The organism is Pseudomonas sp. Pseusp18 (assembly GCF_059506005.1).
Genome location: NZ_CP169240.1, coordinates 5,885,429 through 5,902,182, shown reverse-complemented (window position 1 = coordinate 5,902,182; position 16,754 = coordinate 5,885,429). Strand labels below are relative to the sequence as shown.

Sequence of the window (16,754 nt, the reverse complement as noted above, 5' to 3'; positions counted from 1 at the left end):
AGCGGGAGCAAGCTCCCTCGCCACAGGAGATTGAATCCTACAAGGGGGAGTGGCGGATCAGTGTGTTGCGTACTTCTGTAGTCGATTGCTGATCCAGCTCCAGCCAGAACTGCTGCTTGCCGGCGATCTCGGCGGCAGCCGGCAAGCCGTCGCGATACACCAGTCGATTGCTCGCCAGCGCCGGCACTTTCACGCCCGGCAACAGGGTGCCGGCGAGGTTCAGCGGATCCACCCCGCACACTGCAATCAGACTCCCGTCATGCGGGCGCCGCCTGACTTCGCGCAGCAACGGGATCGCCTCGGGCAGGGCAAACTGTTCGCCGGCCAAACCACTGACAAACCGCCCGCCACGAATCTCGCCCCGGGCCTCCAGCCGATGGAACGTGCGCAACAATTCCCGCCAACTCGGCAACCAGTCCGCCTCGCGCTCCAGCAAGCGCCAGAACACAACGCCGTACCGGCGCAGCAAGGTCATGGCGATGTGTTCCAGGGTTTCTGTGGGTGTGGACGTCGGGCGTTGTTTATCCACAACCGGCTTATCCACAACCGGCGCGGCAGTACCACGGCGCAGCAACGCCCAGCGCCCGGCGTCGTCCATCCCGCCGACAAACGCGCCGCGCCCGCGTCGACTGCTGCGATTCTGGCGTTTGCTGGCCGGGGTGATCAGCGCCCGCAACCCGGCGAAACTGTCGGCGTTGACCAGTCCGGCGCCGACCAGTTCCTGCAAGGCGATTTCCAGTTCCGAGCGCAGCAGATGGGCCTCGTGCATCAGCTCATCGAAAAACAGCGCGCCGTGCTGGCTGAGCGCTGCATGGACCTTTTGTGTTTTGGGCGACAGTTCGCTGACCGGCGTCTGCTCGGTCAAGCTGCTCCACAATCCGACCTGATTACGCGGCAGCAGCAGAATCGGCGTGCTGCGCAATGCTGTGCCGGTGCTCTTGTTGCGCGCGGTCAGGCGGGTCCAGACCAGTTTGCCGCTGCGGCATAACTCATCCAGCCAGCTCGCCGAATAGTCTTTGAGCCGCGCCGGCAGAATGTCGCTGTCCCATGCCGAAGCGGCGGCGGGGTAGCCTTCGAACTGGCTGATGATCGCCGGCAACACTGCGCTGCCCTGGCCTCGGCTCGCGGTGGAAAGATGCTGCCAGTCGAACAGAAAACGCATGAAATCCTGCAACGCCACCGGCTCGATTTCCCGGCGCAGCCGTTTGACCGTGTAGCGATGAATCCGCGCCAGCAGATGCCGTTCGCACCATTCCTCTTCGCAAGCGTCCGGGCTGAACTGCCCGCGCAGCACGTAACCTTCACGTTCCAGTTGGGCCAGGGCCTGAGTGACTTGAAGTGCCGGTAAACCAAGCGGTTCGGCAATCGCCTTCAGCGGCAACGGACCAAACGCACTGAGCCGCGCGCGGACCACTTCCAGCACCGCTTCGTCCGGCTCCCAGATTTCATTGAAACCGGGCAAGGCCTCCAACGACGGAAACAACGTGGCCTGTGGATAAATCGCCCGCAGGCAGGTCAGTCGCTCCAGTGGCAGCCACAGCGATTGCTTGGCGTTGATCTGCAAACGGCTGGCGCGGCCACTCTCGGCCAGGGTGTTCAGCCATTCGAGCCAATTCGGGTTGGCCCGGGCCTCGGCGTCGGTGATGCACGCCAGGCTCATCAAGGCCTCATGCATTTCATCGAGGCCGGTTGGCGTTGGCCAGGCTTCGTCGCGCACCGCGGCAATCGCCTCGGCGTCCAGCGCACCGAGGTCGTTGGTGGACTGCGGATCGCTCCAGCGGCGGTTGAGCACCGCCTGAGTACGGCGTTCTTCCAGCGGCGCGTCGTCGAGGAAGGTGTAGGGGCGGGCACTGAGGATTTCTGCCGCCAGTGGCGAAGGCGCCGGCAGGTCGCGGCTGATCAGGCGGATATCGCCCTGTTCCATGCGCCGCAACAATGCCAGCCAGCCTTCGCTGTCCATGGCCTCGTGCAGGCAATCGTCGAGGGTTTGTTCCACCAGCGGATGGTCGGGAATCTCGCGCTCGCCGGCGAGGTTTTCCACGCAGGCGATCTGATCGGGAAACACGCTGGCGATCAGGTCCTCGCTTTTCATCCGCTGGATCTGCGGCGGTACTTTGCGCCCGCCGCTGTAGCGCGGCAGCGCGAGGGCGACCCCGGCATTCCAGCGCCAGCGTACGCCGAACAGCGGGGCTTCGAGCACCGCTTGAGTCAGGATATGTTCGGCGCTGTTGCTGTGCAGGTAGCGCCAGACGTCGTCCAGCTCGAAGCTGTGGCTGGTGGACAGCGACAACACGATGGCGTCCTCGCTGGCGGCGGCCTGCAATTCGAAGTTGAAGGTGCGGCAGAAACGCTTGCGCAGGGCCAGGCCCCAGGCGCGGTTGATGCGGCTGCCGAACGGTGAGTGGATGATCAGTTGCGTACCGCCTGACTCGTCGAAAAAACGCTCCATCACCAGTGTGTCCTGGGACGGCAAGGCGCCGAGGGTCAGGCGGGCCCGGGCCAGGTAGTCGACCAGTTGCTCGGCGCTGGCGAGGTTCAGGCCGAGGGTGTCGGTCAGCCAGTCGAGGGCCGGTTGCAGATCGCCGGGTGTGGCGGCGAGCAGTTCATCGAGTTGCGCTTGCAGGCGGGCCACGGCGAACGACAGTTCATTGCTGCGACCGGGTGCTTCACCGAGCCAGAACGGAATGGTCGGCGGCTGGCCCTGAGCATCTTCGACCCGGACCTTGCCGGTTTCGACCCGCAGGATTCGATACGACGTATTGCCCAGCTGAAAGATATCCCCGGAGATGCTTTCCACCGCGAAGTCTTCGTTGACGCTGCCGATGTTCAGCCCCTGAGGCTCCAGCAACACGCTGTAGTCGGCGTTGTCGGGAATCGTCCCGCCGCTGGTCACGGCGGTCAGCTTGGCGCCCCGACGGCCGCGCAGGGTGCGGCTTACGGCGTCCCGGTGCAGGTACGCGCTACGCATGCCCTGGCGACCGTTGTAGCCCTCGGCGAGCATGTGCAGCAGCGCCTGATAATGTTTTTCGTCGAGCTTGGCGTAAGGCGAGGCTTTACGCAGCGTCTCCAGCAACGCCTGCTCGTGCCATTCCTGGCAACTGACCTCGGCGATGATCTGCTGGGCCAGCACGTCCAGCGGCGCTTCGGGGATCAACAAGGTGTCGAGTTCGCCACGGCGCACGCAATCGAGCAAAGCGGCACATTCGATCAGGTCGTCGCGGGTGGTGGCGAACAATCGGCCCTTGGGCGTGCCGCCGACCTGGTGCCCGGAGCGGCCGACCCGTTGCAGAAAACCGGCAATCGAGCGTGGCGAAGCGATCTGGCACACCAGGTCGACGTCGCCGATATCAATCCCCAGTTCCAGCGAGGCGGTGGCGATCAGCACTTGCAGCTCGCCGCGCTTGAGCCGTTGCTCGGCGTCCAGGCGAAACTCCTTGGCCAGGCTGCCATGGTGGGCGGCCACCGCGTCTTTGCCGAGGCGTTCGCTCAAGTGTCGGCTCAGGCGTTCGGCCAGGCGCCGGGTGTTGACGAAAATCAGCGTGGTCCGGTGTTCGCGGGCGAGGGCGGCGAGGCGGTCATAGACCAGCTCCCACACGTCGTTGGCCATCACCGCTGACAACGGCACGGGCGGCACTTCGATATCGAGATCCCGTGGGCGGGCATGGCCGATGTCGATGATTTCGCAGTCGCGATCACCGCCAACCAAAAAACGCGATACCGCCTCGATGGGTTTTTGCGTGGCGGACAGGCCGATTCGCACCAGCGGTTGCGGGCAAAGCGCTTGCAGGCGCTCCAGGCTCAGGGCCAGGTGACTGCCGCGTTTGCTGGCGGCGATGGCGTGGATTTCGTCGACGATCACCGTTTGCGTGGTGCCGAGCATTTTCCGGCCGGAGTCGGAGCCGAGCAGCACGTATAAGGATTCCGGAGTGGTCACCAGAATGTGCGGCGCGGTTTTGCGCATGGCCGAGCGGTCTTTTTGCGGCGTATCGCCGGTGCGCACGGCAGTGCTGATCGGCACGTCGGGCAGGCCCATCAGGCGTAACTGCTCGGTGATGCCGGCCAGCGGGTTTTGCAGGTTGATCCGGATGTCGTTGGACAGGGCCTTGAGCGGCGAAACGTAGACCACCAGGGTTTCGTCCGGCAGGCCATCCGGGTTTTCCAGGCCGCGATGGACCAGATCGTCGAGCACGGCCAGAAACGCGGTGAGGGTTTTGCCGGAGCCGGTGGGCGCGGCAATCAGCGTTGAACGGCGCTGGCGGATCAACGGCCACGCCCGGGCCTGGGCGGCGGTAGCCGTCGCGAAGGTGTTGCTGAACCAGGCGCTGACGGCGGGGTGGAAACCGTTCAGCGCGCTGTCTGCGGGGATGGGCAGGTTCATGAACCAATTTATGCGGGTGGGGACGGGAAGTTGCAAGTACCGCTCAGGCTCTGTGTTGATCCTGAGGCCAGTAGCCGCACCACAAATCCTCGGGAACTACACTTTACGGGTGACGGTTGCGCACTAAACCCGCAAAATGCAACGATTCCGGCAATTATTGAGGACATCGCCTGCGGGCGCTGTCGATAAAGCCATCGTTCCAATCAGACTGGGCCTGCTGACTCTATGCGAATGCGCCTTATGTTACTGGGCGGCGGAAATGCCCTTGGGCAGGCGCTGATTCGCCTCGGTGCGGAGGAAGACATCGGTTTCCTCGCCCCCCGCCCACCACAAGACGGCTGGGACGCCGCGAGCCTGACGCAACTGCTCGACGATACCCGTCCGGATGCGTTGATCAATCTCGCCTACTATTTCGACTGGTTCCAGGCCGAGACCGTCAGCGAACAGCGTCTGGCCGGGCAGGAGCGCGCCATCGAGCGTCTGGCCGAATTGTGCCAGCATCACAACATCGTGCTGGTGCAACCGTCGAGTTATCGCGTGTTCGATGGCTCCCGGGCGACCGCCTACAGCGAAAAAGACGAACCGGTACCGTTGGGTCTACGCGGTCAAGCTTTGTGGCGCATCGAGCAAAGCGTGCGCGCCACCTGTCCGCAGCACGTGTTGCTGCGTTTCGGCTGGCTGCTCGATGACAGCCCCGACGGCACCCTCGGGCGATTCCTCACCCGGGCCGAGAAAGCGGAAGAACTGCTGATGGCGGATGATCGTCGCGGTAATCCGACGCCGGTGGACGATGCTGCCCGGGTGATCATTTCGGTGCTCAAGCAACTCGATTGCGCGGCGCCGCTGTGGGGCACTTACCACTACGCCGGGCATGAGGCGACCACGCCGCTGGCACTGGGGCAGGCGATTCTCACTGAAGCACGCGCCCTGCACCCGCTGGCCATCGAAGCGCCGACTGCCCAGGCTCACGCCGCGCGGCCCGACGCTGCCGAAGAACCGCAACACGCGGTGCTGGCCTGCAAGAAAATTCTGCACACTTTCGGGATCAAACCCCGCGCCTGGCGCGCGGCACTCCCGGGCTTACTGGATAGGTTTTATCGCCATGGCTGACGGCCCTGTTTTAATCACCGGCGGCGCCGGTTTCATCGGTTCGCACCTGACCGATGCCTTGCTCGCCAAAGGGCATTCGGTGCGAATTCTCGATGACTTGTCCACCGGCAAACGCAGCAACCTGCCGATGGACAATCCCCTTGTCGAACTGATCGAAGGCGATGTCGCTGATGCCGCCCTGGTGGCACAGGCGATGCTCGGTTGCAGCGCGGTGGCGCATCTGGCCGCGGTGGCTTCGGTGCAGGCTTCGGTGGATAACCCGGTGAAAACTCACCAGAGCAACTTCATCGGCTCGCTGAACGTCTGCGAAGCCATGCGTCAGGCCGGTGTCAAACGCGTGTTGTACGCGTCCAGCGCAGCGGTCTATGGCAACAACGGTGAAGGCGAGTCGATCGATGAAGACACGCCCAAGGCACCGTTGACGCCGTATGCGGCGGACAAGTTGGCGAGCGAGCATTACTTCGATTTCTATCGCCGCCAGCATGGTCTGGAACCGGTGATTTTCCGCTTCTTCAACATCTTCGGCCCGCGCCAGGATCCGTCCTCGCCGTACTCCGGGGTGATCAGCATTTTCAGCGAGCGCGCGCAGAAAGGCCTGCCGATCACCGTGTTCGGTGATGGCGAGCAGACTCGGGATTTTGTCTACGTCGAGGACCTGGTGGACGTGCTGGTGCAAGCCATCGAGAAACCGCAGGTTGAGGTCGGCGCGGTGAATGTCGGCTGGAATCAGGCGACGACTCTCAAGCAGATGCTTGAAGCCCTTGAAGCCGTGGTCGGCAAGCTGCCGCCCGTTAGCTACGGCCCGGCGCGTTCCGGTGACATCCGCCATTCACGAGCGAATAACCGGCGTTTGCTGGAGCGGTTCACCTACCCGGAGCAGACGCCGATGAGCGTTGGCCTGGCGCGGTTGTTGGGGCACTGAGGTTTTACACAGTCGTGAAAAAGGCGCCTTGAAGGCGCCTTTTTTGTGTGTCGAATATGACCGATGCAGTTCTTTGTGGTGAGGGGGCTTGCCCCCGTTGGGTTGCGAAGCAGCCCCACTGCATTTCGCCTGACGTCCTCATCGGTTGGATGGCGCCTGCTGCGCAGGCGAACGGGGGCAAGCCCCCTCGCCACAGTTCTTTAGAACTTGTAACCCAGACCGACCATGTAGATGAACGGATCGACGTCCACGTTCACCCGTGCGCGGGTGCCCGGGGCCACGGCGTTGTTCTCGACGGTGGCACGGGTGTCGATGTCGATGTAGCGCACCTGGGCGTTGATCATCACGTTGTCGGTCAGCATGTAGTCGGCACCGACTTCCCAGGCCAGGCCCCAGGAGTTTTTCGCGTTGAAGTTGCTGAAGCCATTGGCGCTGGCTTCGCTGCTGACGTGCTCGTCGTAGATCCAGGTGTAGTTGATCCCGCCGCCGACATACGGCTGGAATGCGGACTTGGCATCCATCGGATAGTAGACCAGGCTCAGGGTCGGCGGCAGGTGTTTCAGGGTGCCGAGTTTGCCGTTGGCGGCGCCGAGCGCGGTGCCTTTGAGCTTCACGTCATGCTCGAACGGCGAGGCCGCGAGCAGTTCGATCCCCAGGTGGTTGGTGATCATGTAGGCGAAGTTCAGGCCCAGTTGCGTGTCGCTGCTCATGGTGGCCTTGCCACCCAAGTCGGCGCCCTTCAGCGGGCCTTGATCGACTTTGACGCTGGAGCTGTCGGCTGTCGGATTGACGGTGATCGCACCGGCCCGAACGATGATATTGCCAGCCTCATGGGCATGGGTGAGCGGGGCTGCGAGCGCGAGGGCAAGCAGCGAAGCGCTGAGCAGGGACTTGTGCATGGGGGCTCCAAAGGACGTTAAAAATGTTTGATGTCCAATGGTAGGGATCCAACTGATACGGTCTTTTGACTCAGCTCAATTAAACAGTGATGGGCTGATTTTGAGGGCCTCATCGCGGGCAAACCCGCGATGGCAGTCTTGTAGGCGACAGATAACCACCGGATTCACTCCGGCAGTTCATACACATAAATCTTCTGCGCCTCCATCTGATACCCGGCATCCGCCAATTCGCTGGTGGACGCCTTGACCTGCAACGCACCTTCGACCCAGTACGGCTGGTACAGCTCATCGAGCTTCACGCCGACTTCGCTCCTGACGTGCACGATCTGGTTTGACGGCGGCGGCGGTACGTGGATGCAGGCGCCGAAATACGGCACCAGCAGAAACTCCGTGGTGCGGCCTTCTTCACTGACTTCCAGTGGCACGATGTACCCCGGTAAACGAATGTTCTGGCCATCGAGACTCTTCACTACCGGCGCGTTCGGCATGTCTTGTTTGGCTGCCGGCGCCGACTCCGCGGACAACGCGTCGCTCATCTTCGACAGGTCGTGCAGCGGCGTCATGTTCGGCACTTCCGGCGGGGCATCCGGCGGGATCATTTCCGACCAGGTCAGGTCTTTCGGTTCGGCGGCCCACAGCGGCAGGGCAACCAGCATCAACAACGCAAGCAGGGCGCGGGGCATGTTCAAGGTCCTCACAGGCGGATCGACAGGCCATCGGCCAAGGATTGGCGATAAGCGCGCCAGGCCGGCACGCTGCCCATCAGCAGCGCGGCGATCAGGATGCCACCGAGCAGCGTCCATTCATATTCGCTTGGCCAGGCCAGCGGCAGGTACAAACCGTAATTCGACTGCACGTAACCCTGCGCCACGGCGATGCCGACATACAGCAGCGCCACGCCGGCAATCACTCCCGACAGCGCCAGGGCAAACGCTTCCAGCACCAGTAAAGTCGCGATATGCCATGGCCGCGCGCCCACCGAACGCAGAATCGCCATCTCGCGGCGGCGCTCGTTGAGGCTGGTGAGAATCGCCGTGAGCATGCCGATCAACCCGGTCAGCACCACGAACAGCGAGACGACGAACAAGGCTTTTTCCGCCGTGCTCATCAAGCTCCACAGCTCCTGCAACGCCACACCCGGCAGGATCGCGAGCATCGGTTCGCCACGGAATTCGTTGATTTCACGTTGCAGCGCGAAGGTCGAAATCTTGTTGTTAAGGCCGAGCATGAACGCGGTGATCGCTTGCGGCGTCAGGTCCATGTTGCGCGCCTGATCGGCACTGACCCGACCGTTACCCCGCGCCGGTACACCGTTGTGCCAGTCGATGTGGATCGCTTCCATGCCGCCGAGGCTGATGTGCAGCGTGCGGTCCACCGGGGTGCCGGTGCGTTTGAGGATGCCGACCACGGTGAACGGCTTGTCGTCGTGCTTGACCAGGCTGATCGCCGCCACGCCATGGGCCAGCACCAGTTTGTCGCCGAGTTTGTAGTGCAGCGCGTCGGCCACTTCGGCGCCGAGCACCACTTCGAACGGATCGCTGGCGAAGGCACGGCCGTCGGCCAGTTCCAGATGCTGTTGATGGCCGTACTGGTAATGCTCGAAGTACGCCTCAGTGGTGCCCATCACCCGATAACCACGATGGGAATCGCCGAGGGACATCGGGATCGCCCACTTCACTTTCGGGTTGTTGGCGAACTGCTCGAAGCTGTCCCAGCGGATGTTGTTGGTGGCGTTGCCGATGCGGAATACCGAATACAGCAGCAGGTTCACAGAGCCGGAACGCGCGCCGACGATCAGGTCGGTGCCGCTGATGGTGCTGGCGAAACTGGCCTTGGCCTCGGTGCGCACCCGCTCCACCGCCAGTAGCAGGCAGACCGACAGGGCGATGGCGAACGCGGTGAGGATCGCGGTGAAGCGACGGTTAGCGAGGCTGGCCATGGCTAGACGAAACAAATACATCTCAAACCTCGGACGGGGTGGCGGCGCGATTGAGATCGGCCAGCGACAGGTGGCGATCGAACAGCGGCGCGAGGCTCTGATCGTGGCTGACGAACAACAGGCTCGAGCCGGCTTCGCGGCATTCGGCGAACAGCAGGCGAATGAAGTTTTCGCGAGCGTCGTAATCCAGTGCCGAGGTCGGTTCGTCGGCGATCACCAGTTCCGGCTGACCGATCAGCGCACGCGCGGCAGCGACCCGTTGCTGCTGGCCGATGGACAGCGAATCGGCACGACGGGCCAGAATGTTTTCGTCCTTCAGGCCCAGATGGGCGAGCAGGGTGGCGGCGGCCTGATCGACGCTGCCGTGGCGCTGTTTCGCCCGCTCGGCGCGCAGTTTCGAGAAGTGACAGGGCAGTTCGACGTTCTCCCGCACCGACAGAAACGGCAGCAAGTTGAATTGCTGGAAGATGTAGCCGGTGTGATCGACCCGGAAGTGGTCGCGAGCCCCGGCAGACAGTTCGGTCAATTCCTGGCCGAGCAACCGGATGCTGCCGCGATCAGGCTTTTGCACACCGCCGAGCAAGCCGAGCAGGGTGGTCTTGCCGCTGCCGCTGGGGCCTTTGAGGAACAGGGTTTCACCAGGCTCCAGGCGAAACGCCGGGATGTCCAGCAGCGGCGGGTGACCGGGCCAGCTGAAGCCCAGGTCGGACAGTTCGATGAGTGCTTGGGTCATGGCGCCGATTTCATGGGGATTGGTGTCGGATCAGAATTTCAGGGCGGCGGCCTTGGCCGTCACTTCAACCCCTTGCTGTCCGCTCGGGCTGATCAGTTGTACCTGAATCTTCTGGGTAGCCGGGAATGTGCTGAAGACAGTCGCCAGATCCAGGGTTTTCAGCGCGCCTGGGGCCGAGCAACTGAATTGGTAATGGGCGTGGATTTCGCTGTGATCATGGTGATGTTCGTGACCGTCCTTGGCCTCCTCGTGATCATCTTCGTCGGCATCCGGCTTGTCACCGAACAGCGGGCTTTCCAGTTCTTGAGTCGCGACCACGCAACCGGCGGCTTTCGGCAGGTTGAACAGTGTCAGTGGTTTTTCCAGTTGGGCGCGGACGGCGGCGACTTTAGCCTTGTCGGCGTCGGTGGTGGCGACGTGTTCGAAACCCACCAGGTTCATTGCCGGGCTTTCCAGTTCCAGCTCCAGGGTCTGGCCGTCCAGCGCCGCATTCAAACGACCGACGCCGTGTTCGTGGGCGCCGAGGCTGCCGTGCTCATGGTCGTGATCATGCTCGACAGCCGCGTGGGCGACAGCCAGCGGCAACAAGGCAAACGGCAAAGCGAGCAGCAGACGGCGCATGGCGGGTCTCCGAAAAGTAAAATGAAGAATTTGTTATGTAATCTTATAACGAAAGTGCCGAGAGTTTGACCGTCTGCTTGGCGTTGTGCAAGACCCATGGGAGCATGCGGGTCAGGTATGTGATGGAGCAGACTTATGTTGCGTATACGCGGAAGCATCGGCGACTGGCCGGTGGATTTGACCCTGGAGCTGGATGAGGGCGACTGGGCGCAGCTCGGTGCGCAGTTGCAGGCAGCCAAACCCGAGGCGAGTGTGACCCCCTCCAAACCGGTGAATCAGGACGAGGCGCTGTGGCAGATCGCCAAAGAATTGCTGCGCAAGGCCGGGCAATTGAGCGGGCCGGATTTGCTGGAGCAACTGGAAGGGCTGACCGGCAGCGCAGCGGCGGGCAAGCGCTTGTTGGTGCGCTTGCGCCACTGCGCGGACGTCAAAGTGGTGAGCGGCGGGGATACGCCGCTCTACAGCTGGATCGAGTAAGCCGCAAAAAAATCTTAATAGAGCGCGGCAAACAGCTTGCGACGGTACGTGGTCACCAACGGGTGATCGTTGCCCAGCAGTTCGAACACTTGCAGCAAGGTCTTGTGTGGCAAGCCTTCGCTGTAGCTGCGGTTGCGGATGAACAGTTTCAGCAACGCATCCAGCGCCGCATCGTATTGCTGACGGGCCAGTTGCTGGATCGCCAGTTGATAGACCGCCTCATCGTCCTGCGGGTTTTTCGCCAGGCGTGCTTTCAGGTCTGCCGCATCCGGCAAATCCCTGGCCTGACCGAGAAACTGGATCTGCGCCTTGGCGCCGGCCAGTGCGGCCTTGTGCTCATCGGTCTTGACCGCGTCGAGCACGGCTTGCGCTTCACTCAGCTCGCCGCGCTCGGTAAGGCAGCGGGCGTAGAGGATCAGTGCCTTGGCATTGGTGTTGTCTTCAGTCAGCAAGACCTTGAGTGTGGCTTCGGCGTCGGCGAAACGGCCGTCATCGAACAGCGCCTGAGCCTGTTCGAACGGATCGGCGGCGGCTGGAGGCGGCATTTGTACATGAGGTTCGAGCATCGTGCGCACAGCGGATTCCGGTTGCGCACCGGCAAAACCGTCCACCGGCTGACCGTCCTTGAACAGCACCACGGTCGGCAGGCTGCGAATGCCGAAACGCGCAACAATGTCCTGCTCGATGTCGCAGTTGACCTTGGCCAGCAGCAACTCACCCTGATAGCTCTCGGCGATGGTTTGCAGCATCGGCATCAAGGCCTTGCACGGCGCACACCATTCGGCCCAGAAATCCACCAGTACCGGTTTGTGGAAAGAGTTCTCGATCACCGACTGGTCGAAATCGGCAGTCGTGGCGTCGAAGATGTACGGCGTTTCCTGACTCATGGGGGATCTCGTAAAAGCGTGGATGAGGCCACTATAAGGCTTGGTGGGGGGCGGCTGAAAGCGGGGGTGATCCAACTCTTGCCCGTGAAGCTTTTTGCTAACCGCGCCGCGCGTGGTAAAGGCTCACATGCCGAAACTCTTCGGGCTCGGCCAGGTCCGGCAAGGTCATCGCCTCCAGCATCTCGATGCGCCGATACAGCGGATGGCGAAAATCCCGCACCCGTGAATCCGCCACCAACGCTTCCCGGCCACGGCTGAGAAACTCGTTGAGTAGCGGCAGATTTTCCCGGTCGTACAACACGTCGGCCACCAGAATCAGATCAAATCGATCCGCTTCGGCGAAAAAATCCGTCGAGTAGCGCAGCTGCACATCATTGAGTTCGGCATTCGCCCGACACGCGGCAATCGCCAGCGGGTCCAGGTCACAGGCCACCACTTCCAGCGCCCCGGCCTTCACTGCCGCAATCGCGGCCACCCCGGAACCGGCGCCGAAATCCAGCACCCGTTTGCCTTCGACCCAGTGCGGGTGTTCGGCGAGATAGCGGGCCACGGCCAACCCACTGGCCCAACAGAAACTCCAGTACGGCGGCTCGTGGAGAATCCGCCGGGTTTCTTCGGGGCTGAAGGCGCGGTCCATGTTGTCGCCGTCGATCAGCCAGAGTTTCAGCTCGGTGCCCGGTAACTCGCAGGCTACAAGCTGCGCGTCACCGAGCAGTTCACCCAACGCCTGTTGCAGGTCGAGCGGTGCAATCATGGCGCTTTGACGAATTGCAGTTGACCCAGGGCCTGGGTTGTCGGCTGTGTGACGATTTGCGCCGGCAGATGCAGTATCAACTGCCCGGACTGGCTGGCACGGCCGCGCAGTTCAACGCGAGCGCCAACCGGGAAGGATTCAGGGTTGAAACGCAGGCGAAACGGCAACACCTGATTGGTGCCGATCAGGTTGGCACTGGCGAGCAATTGTTGCGGACGACCCTTGTCGTCGATCACCAGCAGCGCCAGTTCGACTTCGGCGTCGGCCGGCACGCCCAGCAGGGTGCCGCTGATTTCACGTTGGTAAGCCGGCAGCGGGCCGAGCTCGGCAGACGCCTTGGCTTTCTTCTGTGCCTGTTGCGGCGCCGGGCCGGGCGTCGGTGGCTGGGGCTTGGGTGCATCGCTGCCACAGGCCACCAGCAGGCTGAAAAGACTGAGCAAAACGAGCGGTCGTAACGACATTGGCGGCTCCGGCAAGGTGAAAACATTATAGCCCGTCTGTATACCGCAAACCCTATGGCTTGTCTTGCCACGGGGATGCGCTACCATGGCCCTCCCATTTTTTGTTGCCTGCCACCATGCACTGTCCCTTCTGCGGTGCCAACGACACCAAGGTCATCGACTCGCGTCTGGTCGCCGAGGGCGAACAGGTGCGCCGCCGGCGTGAATGCCTGGCCTGCGGCGAACGCTTCACGACGTTCGAAACCGCTGAACTGGTGTTGCCGCGCCTGATCAAAACCGACGGCAGTCGCCAGCCGTTCGACGAAGAAAAACTTCGTGCCGGCATGCAGCGAGCGCTGGAGAAGCGCCCGGTGAGTGTCGAGCGCCTGGAATCGTCGCTGGTGCACATCAAACACAAGCTGCGCGCCACTGGCGAGCGCGAGGTCAAATCCCTCGTGGTCGGCGAACTGGTGATGGCCGAGCTGAAAAAGCTTGATGAAGTCGCCTATATCCGCTTCGCTTCGGTGTACCGACGCTTCCAGGACCTCAACGAGTTCCGCGAAGAGATCGATCGCCTCGCCCGTGAACCGGTGAAAGAATGACCACCTCCCCGGAACAAGCCATCCTCGACGCCCATTACATGGCCCGTGCCCTGGAACTGGCGCGCAAAGGTCATTACACGACGCACCCCAACCCGCGGGTTGGTTGCGTGGTGGTGCGTGATGGGCAGATTGTCGGCGAAGGCTGGCATGTGCGCGCCGGCGAGCCCCATGCCGAAGTCCACGCCTTGCGTGCCGCCGGTGACAAGGCGCGAGGCGCCACGGCTTACGTGACCCTGGAACCGTGCAGCCACCACGGCCGTACACCGCCCTGCGCCGATGCGCTGGTGAATGCCGGTGTGGCGCGCGTCGTTGCGGCGATGCAGGACCCGAACCCGGAAGTCGCCGGTCGCGGTCTGCAACGTCTGGCCCAGGCGGGTATCGCCACCGAAAGCGGCGTGCTGGAAGGCGAGGCGCGCAAGCTTAATGAAGGTTTCCTCAAGCGCATGGAACACGGCTTGCCGTTCGTGCGGGTCAAGTTGGCCATGAGCCTCGACGGGCGCACGGCGATGGAAAGCGGCGAGAGCCAGTGGATCACCGGCCCGGCGGCACGTTCGGCGGTACAACGGCTGCGCGCTCAGGCCAGCGTGGTGCTGACCGGCGCCGACACGGTGCTGGCGGACAATGCCCGCTTGACCGTGCGAGCCGATGAATTGGGCCTCGATCCCGAACAAACGGCCTTGGTCATGAGCCGTCCGCCACTGCGCGTGCTGATCGACGGTCGCCTGCGGGTGCCGCTGGACGCGCCGTTCTTCAAGGCCGGCCCGGCATTGGTCGCGACGTGCATGGCGATCGAAGAGCAATACGCCAACGGTCCGGAATGCCTGATCGTGGCGGGCGACGATGGCCAGGTCGACTTGCGCAAGTTGCTGGTTGAACTGGCTGCCCGTGACGTCAACGAGGTGCTGGTCGAGGCTGGCCCACGTCTGGCCGGGGCGTTTGCTCAGCAAGGGTTGGTGGACGAGTTCCAGATATTCATTGCCGGCAAGTTCCTCGGCTCCACGGCGCGACCGTTGCTGGACTGGCCGCTGGCGCAGATGAAAGATGCGCCCGAGCTCAAAATTACCGAAATCCGCGCGGTTGGCGATGACTGGCGAGTCATTGCCATACCTGTCCCAACGGTCAGCGTATAATTCCCGGCTGCAGCCCAGAAGGCCCTGTTCTCGAGGAGGACTCCATGTTTACCGGCATCATCGAATCCATCGGCAGTATTCGTGCATTGACCCCAAAAGGCGGAGATGTGCGAGTTTACGTAGAAACCGGCAAGCTCGACCTGAGCGACGTCAAACTGGGTGACAGCATTGCCGTCAACGGCGTGTGCCTGACGGCGGTTGAACTGCCGGGCAATGGCTTTGCGGCGGACGTCAGTCGCGAAACCCTCGACTGCACCGCCATGAATGACCTCAAAAGCGGTAGCCCAGTAAATCTGGAAAAAGCCCTGACCCCGACCACCCGCCTCGGGGGGCACTTGGTCAGCGGTCACGTCGACGGTGTCGGCGAAGTGGTCTCGCGCACCGACAATGCCCGCGCCGTGGAATTTCGCATCCGTGCGCCGAAAGAACTGGCCAAGTACATCGCCCATAAAGGTTCGATCACCGTCGACGGCACCAGCCTGACGGTGAACGCGGTCGATGGCGCCGAATTCCTGCTGACGATCATTCCGCACACCCTGAGCGAAACCATCATGGCTTCTTACAAGCCAGGTCGCCGGGTGAACCTGGAGGTCGATCTGCTGGCCCGTTATCTGGAGCGCCTGCTGCTGGGCGACAAGGCTGCTGAGCCTGGCTCTTCACAAAAGTCTGGCGGCACGATTACTGAAAGCTTTCTGGCCCAAAACGGCTATCTCAAATCCTGACTCAAGGGGGTGCCTTGTGGCGCTCAATAGCATCGAAGAACTGGTTGAAGACATCCGCCAAGGCAAGATGGTCATCCTCATGGATGACGAAGACCGCGAGAACGAAGGCGACCTGATCATGGCCGCCGAGTGCTGCAAGGCTGAACACATCAACTTCATGGCCAAGCACGCCCGTGGCCTGATCTGCATGCCGATGAGCCGCGAGCGCTGCGAACTGCTCAAGCTGCCATTGATGGCGCCACGCAACGGTTCCGGCTTCGGCACCAAGTTCACCGTGTCCATCGAAGCCGCCGAAGGCGTGACCACCGGTATCTCCGCGGCCGACCGTGCGCGCACCGTGCAAGCCGCTGCCGCCAAAGACGCCAAGGCTGAAGACATCGTCAGCCCCGGCCACATCTTCCCACTGATGGCCCAGGCTGGCGGCACCCTGGCCCGCGCCGGTCACACCGAAGCGGCTTGCGACCTGGCGCGCATGGCCGGTTTCGAGCCGAGCGGTGTGATCTGCGAAGTGATGAATGACGACGGCACCATGTCCCGTCGCGCCGAACTCGAAGCGTTTGCCGCCGAGCACAACATCAAGATCGGCACCATTGCCGACCTGATTCACTACCGGATGATCCACGAACGTACCGTTCAGCGGATTGCCGAGCAGCCGCTGGACAGCGAACTGGGCCAGTTCAACCTGGTGACCTATCGTGATTCGGTGGAAGGCGACGTGCACATGGCACTGACCCTGGGCAACGTGTGCGCCGAAGAACCGACCCTGGTTCGGGTGCACAACATGGACCCGCTGCGTGACCTGCTGATGGTCAAGCAACCGGGCCGCTGGAGCCTGCGCGCCGCCATGGCCGCGGTTGCCGAGGCTGGCAGTGGTGTGGTGCTGTTGCTCGGTCACCCGCTCGATGGCGACGTGTTGCTGGCGCACATCCGCGAAACCGCCGACCACCTGGCGGTGAAAAAGCCGACCACCTACAGCACTGTGGGTGCCGGTTCGCAGATCCTTCGGGACCTGGGCGTGCGTAAAATGCGCCTGATGTCTGCGCCGATGAAATTTAATGCGATATCCGGTTTCGATCTGGAAGTTGTAGAATACGTGCCCTCCGAATAATGACCGGTTGTTTCCAGTCCTTGATTCGCGGC

16 protein-coding genes are annotated in these 16,754 nt (G+C 62.6%); 7 read left to right on the top strand and 9 right to left on the bottom strand.

The annotated features are described in order from the left end of the window. Positions 1-37 precede the first annotated feature (37 nt). Positions 38-4,378, bottom strand: a complete 4,341-nt coding sequence (locus ACEN9A_RS26580; RefSeq protein WP_258671283.1) for a DEAD/DEAH box helicase — start codon at positions 4,376-4,378, stop codon at positions 38-40. A gap of 225 nt (positions 4,379-4,603) precedes the next feature. Between ACEN9A_RS26580 and ACEN9A_RS26575 the strand changes: the two genes are divergently transcribed. Both ACEN9A_RS26575 and ACEN9A_RS26570 read left to right on the top strand, forming a co-directional pair. Then, positions 4,604-5,488 carry an NAD(P)-dependent oxidoreductase gene (locus ACEN9A_RS26575; protein ID WP_258671282.1) on the top strand — a complete coding sequence of 295 codons (885 nt, stop codon included), beginning with the start codon at positions 4,604-4,606 and terminating at the stop codon, positions 5,486-5,488. Then, positions 5,481-6,410 (top strand): NAD-dependent epimerase/dehydratase family protein, encoded by a 930-nt coding sequence (locus ACEN9A_RS26570; protein ID WP_258671281.1) that lies wholly within the window; start codon positions 5,481-5,483, stop codon positions 6,408-6,410. Before ACEN9A_RS26575 ends, ACEN9A_RS26570 begins: the two co-directional genes overlap by 8 nt. 200 nt (positions 6,411-6,610) lie before the next feature. Here the strand turns inward: ACEN9A_RS26570 and ACEN9A_RS26565 are convergent, their stop codons facing one another. The 5 genes from ACEN9A_RS26565 to ACEN9A_RS26545 all read right to left on the bottom strand — a co-directional run bounded on the left by ACEN9A_RS26565 (position 6,611) and on the right by ACEN9A_RS26545 (position 10,602). Continuing rightward, positions 6,611-7,309: an OmpW/AlkL family protein gene (locus tag ACEN9A_RS26565; protein ID WP_258671280.1), complete on the bottom strand. Its 699-nt coding sequence runs from the start codon at positions 7,307-7,309 to the stop codon at positions 6,611-6,613. Positions 7,310-7,473: 164 nt separating this feature from the next. Further along, on the bottom strand, positions 7,474-7,992 hold the full coding sequence (locus ACEN9A_RS26560) for a DUF3299 domain-containing protein (RefSeq protein ID WP_258671279.1): 519 nt from the start codon (positions 7,990-7,992) through the stop codon (positions 7,474-7,476). An 11-nt stretch (positions 7,993-8,003) separates the two neighbouring features. Beyond that, entirely contained in the window at positions 8,004-9,269 is a 1,266-nt protein-coding gene (locus ACEN9A_RS26555) for an ABC transporter permease (RefSeq protein ID WP_007933653.1), read from the bottom strand. Between the two features lies 1 nt (position 9,270). Further along, the gene (locus ACEN9A_RS26550) at positions 9,271-9,981 is read right to left on the bottom strand and encodes an ABC transporter ATP-binding protein (protein ID WP_086945959.1); all 711 of its coding nucleotides are present in this window, start codon (positions 9,979-9,981) and stop codon (positions 9,271-9,273) included. 30 nt (positions 9,982-10,011) lie between these two features. Then, positions 10,012-10,602 carry a DUF2796 domain-containing protein gene (locus ACEN9A_RS26545; RefSeq protein WP_258671278.1) on the bottom strand — a complete coding sequence of 197 codons (591 nt, stop codon included), beginning with the start codon at positions 10,600-10,602 and terminating at the stop codon, positions 10,012-10,014. A gap of 135 nt (positions 10,603-10,737) precedes the next feature. Here ACEN9A_RS26545 and ACEN9A_RS26540 point away from each other — a divergent pair, with 135 nt between their 5' ends. Continuing rightward, positions 10,738-11,079: a hypothetical protein gene (locus ACEN9A_RS26540; RefSeq protein ID WP_019650855.1), complete on the top strand. Its 342-nt coding sequence runs from the start codon at positions 10,738-10,740 to the stop codon at positions 11,077-11,079. A 14-nt stretch (positions 11,080-11,093) separates the two neighbouring features. Here the strand turns inward: ACEN9A_RS26540 and trxA are convergent, their stop codons facing one another. The 3 genes from trxA to ACEN9A_RS26525 all read right to left on the bottom strand — a co-directional run bounded on the left by trxA (position 11,094) and on the right by ACEN9A_RS26525 (position 13,181). Continuing rightward, positions 11,094-11,966: a thioredoxin gene (gene trxA, locus ACEN9A_RS26535; RefSeq protein ID WP_258671277.1), complete on the bottom strand. Its 873-nt coding sequence runs from the start codon at positions 11,964-11,966 to the stop codon at positions 11,094-11,096. A 97-nt stretch (positions 11,967-12,063) separates the two neighbouring features. Beyond that, entirely contained in the window at positions 12,064-12,720 is a 657-nt protein-coding gene (locus ACEN9A_RS26530) for a class I SAM-dependent methyltransferase (protein WP_258671276.1), read from the bottom strand. Beyond that, positions 12,717-13,181, bottom strand: a complete 465-nt coding sequence (locus ACEN9A_RS26525; RefSeq protein WP_258671275.1) for a hypothetical protein — start codon at positions 13,179-13,181, stop codon at positions 12,717-12,719. Before ACEN9A_RS26525 ends, ACEN9A_RS26530 begins: the two co-directional genes overlap by 4 nt. Before the next feature lie 116 nt (positions 13,182-13,297). Here ACEN9A_RS26525 and nrdR point away from each other — a divergent pair, with 116 nt between their 5' ends. The 4 genes from nrdR to ribBA are packed head-to-tail and all read left to right on the top strand — an operon-like array spanning position 13,298 to position 16,722. Beyond that, positions 13,298-13,762 carry a transcriptional regulator NrdR gene (nrdR, locus tag ACEN9A_RS26520; RefSeq protein WP_007906838.1) on the top strand — a complete coding sequence of 155 codons (465 nt, stop codon included), beginning with the start codon at positions 13,298-13,300 and terminating at the stop codon, positions 13,760-13,762. Beyond that, the gene (ribD, locus tag ACEN9A_RS26515) at positions 13,759-14,892 is read left to right on the top strand and encodes a bifunctional diaminohydroxyphosphoribosylaminopyrimidine deaminase/5-amino-6-(5-phosphoribosylamino)uracil reductase RibD (RefSeq protein ID WP_258671274.1); all 1,134 of its coding nucleotides are present in this window, start codon (positions 13,759-13,761) and stop codon (positions 14,890-14,892) included. Before nrdR ends, ribD begins: the two co-directional genes overlap by 4 nt. Positions 14,893-14,936: 44 nt before the next feature. Then, positions 14,937-15,614 (top strand): riboflavin synthase, encoded by a 678-nt coding sequence (locus tag ACEN9A_RS26510; protein WP_064620656.1) that lies wholly within the window; start codon positions 14,937-14,939, stop codon positions 15,612-15,614. 16 nt (positions 15,615-15,630) lie between these two features. Then, positions 15,631-16,722 carry a bifunctional 3,4-dihydroxy-2-butanone-4-phosphate synthase/GTP cyclohydrolase II gene (ribBA, locus tag ACEN9A_RS26505; RefSeq protein ID WP_019581380.1) on the top strand — a complete coding sequence of 364 codons (1,092 nt, stop codon included), beginning with the start codon at positions 15,631-15,633 and terminating at the stop codon, positions 16,720-16,722. Positions 16,723-16,754 lie beyond the last annotated feature (32 nt).